Here is a 2,955-nt window from a genome sequence, read left to right on the forward strand (position 1 = left end):
CTCTCGCTCAGGCTCAGTTTGCAGAGCCTGCCGTGATCTTTAACTATTTAGGTCGCTTTGAACAAAGCAATGCCAAAGCTGCGAATAGTGCCCAGTGGCAGATGACCGAAGGCGGTCTGATGGGTGCTGCAGATGACCCCCAGCGTCCACGACTACATCTGATTGATATTAATGCAGCCATTAATGCGCAAGGCGCTTTAGAGTTTGGGATTGGCTATTGCCCAGCAATCCACAGTGAAGCATCGATCGCTGCGCTCAAAGCGTGTTGGATCAAGCAATTAATCGAATTGACTGAGCACTGCCTAGAAGATCCTTTGGCCAATCGCTATACGCCAGGTGATTTTGCTTTAGTCGCAGCCCATGAAGCAGCGCTCTATCCAGAAGCTGCTAGCGCCACCCTGAGCCCTACTCAACTTGATGAGTTAGTGCAACTGTATCCTGACTTAGAAGATGTAGTGCCGCTAACGCCAGTCCAACAAGGCATGGCTTTTGAGAGCACCTCTGATGCAGATAATAAAGAGGTTTATCACGCTCAATATTTAATTGTTCTTAAAGGTCAACTTGACCTACCCGCAATGGAACGTGCTTGGGCCCAGCTTATTGCCCGTCATGCAGTCTTGCGTTTAGTCCTAGCGCCAGCGAGTATTGCTGCTGGTATGGGTGTTATTCGTAGTGGCAAGGCAGCAGTCGATGGCACGATCATTGAGCTAACTGGTACTAAAGCACAGCGCTTAGCGCAGCTAAAAGCAGATGATCTAGCCCAGCCTTTTAATTTAGAGCAAGGTCCGCTGATCCGAGCACGCTTAGCCGCCTTAGGCGAGCAAGAGTATGCGCTTCTGATTAGTAATCAACAGGTCATTCTGGATGGATGGTCATTGCCAATTATGTTGGCTGACCTCACTCGTCTCTACCAAGCCCAGCGTACAGGTACGCCTGCCGGACTAGCCCCAGCCTTTGCCTGGCGCGAGCATTTATTGTGGCTTGCTAAACAAGATCGCGCAGCAGCGCAGCAGTATTGGCAAACCCACTTACAAGAACTCACTGCGCCTAGTCGCTTAGAGTTGGCAAAGCCAGCAGTAGTAGGCAGTGGTATGGGTGAGCTACGGGTGAGTTTGAGTACTCACACTACCCAGCAATTAGAACAATTTGCGCGTCAACAAGGCTTAACCCAAGCCTCGATCTTACAAGGCTTATACGCCCTACTCTTAGCACGCATGAGTCGCTTAGAAGAGATTGTGATTGGCAGTGTACGTAATGGTCGCTCTAGTTTATTGCCAGGGATTGATCAAGGCTTAGGTCTATTTATTAATACCTTACCACTGTACTTACGTTTAGAAGAGTCAAGCCCCTTAGTGCAGTGGTTACTCGATCAACAAGCGGCCCAAGCAGAACAAGATGCTCATGGTCATGTGGGTTTAGCGCTCATCCAAAAGCTTGCAGGCTTTGCTGGTGAACCTTTGTTTGAGGCGATTTTTGTTTTCCAAAACTATCCATTTGATCGTAATGTTCAAACTTTTGGTGATCTAGAATTATTAGACATTAGTGGTGCTGATGGAGAACACAATAACCGGATCCTATTAACCGCAGCTCCGCTTCCAGAGGGATTTAACCTCTGGCTTAGCTATGATCGCGCTCGCCTTGATGATGCCCAAGCTGCTGACTTACTCGCACGCTTAAGCCAATTAATCGAAGCCTTACCAGTAATAGCAAAGACGCCTTTAGCAGCCATTCCACTAACCACCCTTTCTGAACGTACTGCGCTCATTGCCAGTTCTGCTGGTCCAGTAGTTGATCTGGATTTACAAGCACCTGCGCTTTTTAACCTACCCAGCTTATTTGCTGCCCAAGTGGCTAAGAGTCCTAGTGCTACTGCGCTAGTCTATGAGAGTGCTAGTGGCAGTATTGAGCAGCTCACCTATGCTCAGTTAGATGAGCAAGCCAATCAGTTAGCCCGTTATCTCATTAGTAGGCAAATTGGTCCTGATCAGATTGTGGCCATTTTGTTAGAGCGCTCACCCCAGATGATTGTGGCCATGCTAGGGATCTTAAAAGCCGGAGCAGCTTACCTGCCTTTAGATCCAGAGTATCCAAGTGAGCGCCTAGAGTTCATGTTAGCCGATAGCGGTGCTCTAGCCTTAATTAGTGATATCTCTCGGTATGAAGTACTTGAACAAAAAACGAAAATTCAATTACCTGCACTCATTGATACTGAAGATCCTTTATTAGAATTAAGACTATCCACCCTATCTGATCAAACGATTACTGATGCAGAAAGAATTGCACCCTTATTACCACTGAACCTAGCCTACCTGATCTATACCTCTGGAAGTACTGGTAAGCCTAAGGGGGTAGGCGTTACGCATAGCAATACATTAAATCTTGTAGAAATTCAGCGAGAAGGTTTTCATCTACAAGCAAACGATCATGTATTGCAATTCGCATCTCAAGCTTTTGATGCTAGCGTATGGGAAATGTGGAATGCCTTTGGAGCAGGAGCAGCATTAGTATTAGCTCCGAATAGATTGCGTACAGATACATCAGCCAATATTAGCAACTGCCTCAATGAGTTTGGTATTACACATGCTACATTACCGCCTGCATTAATTAACACGCTTGATGCTGATGCATTAGGAGGGTTAAAAACTTTAGTGCTGGCTGGCGAAGCTTGTCCTCCTTCGCTGGTGGCAACGTTTGCAGACCAACATAGCGTCATCAATGCATACGGACCTACAGAAGTAACGGTATGTGCATCCATGAGTTTGCCTTTAAGTGCTCTGCACGATGGAGGCCTTGAGGATTTAGTCACTATTGGTGATGCAAATGTCAATACCCAACTCTATGTTCTAGATGCCAACTTAGAGCCGGTGCCTACTGGCGTGGTGGGTGAGCTTTATATTGCGGGGATGGGTTTAGCAAGGGGTTACTTAGGACGTCCTGGTTTAAGCGCTGAACGCT

General features: G+C 47.1%; 1 protein-coding gene. It reads left to right on the forward strand.

What is annotated here, in order from left to right:
* A partial coding sequence (locus ICN41_RS11160) for an amino acid adenylation domain-containing protein (RefSeq protein WP_216293003.1) occupies positions 1-2,955 on the forward strand: 2,955 nt, incomplete at both ends.

Origin of the sequence: Polynucleobacter sp. 15G-AUS-farblos (genome assembly GCF_018882445.1) — a bacterium.
In the GTDB taxonomy this organism is placed as follows: Bacteria; Pseudomonadota; Gammaproteobacteria; order Burkholderiales; family Burkholderiaceae; genus Polynucleobacter.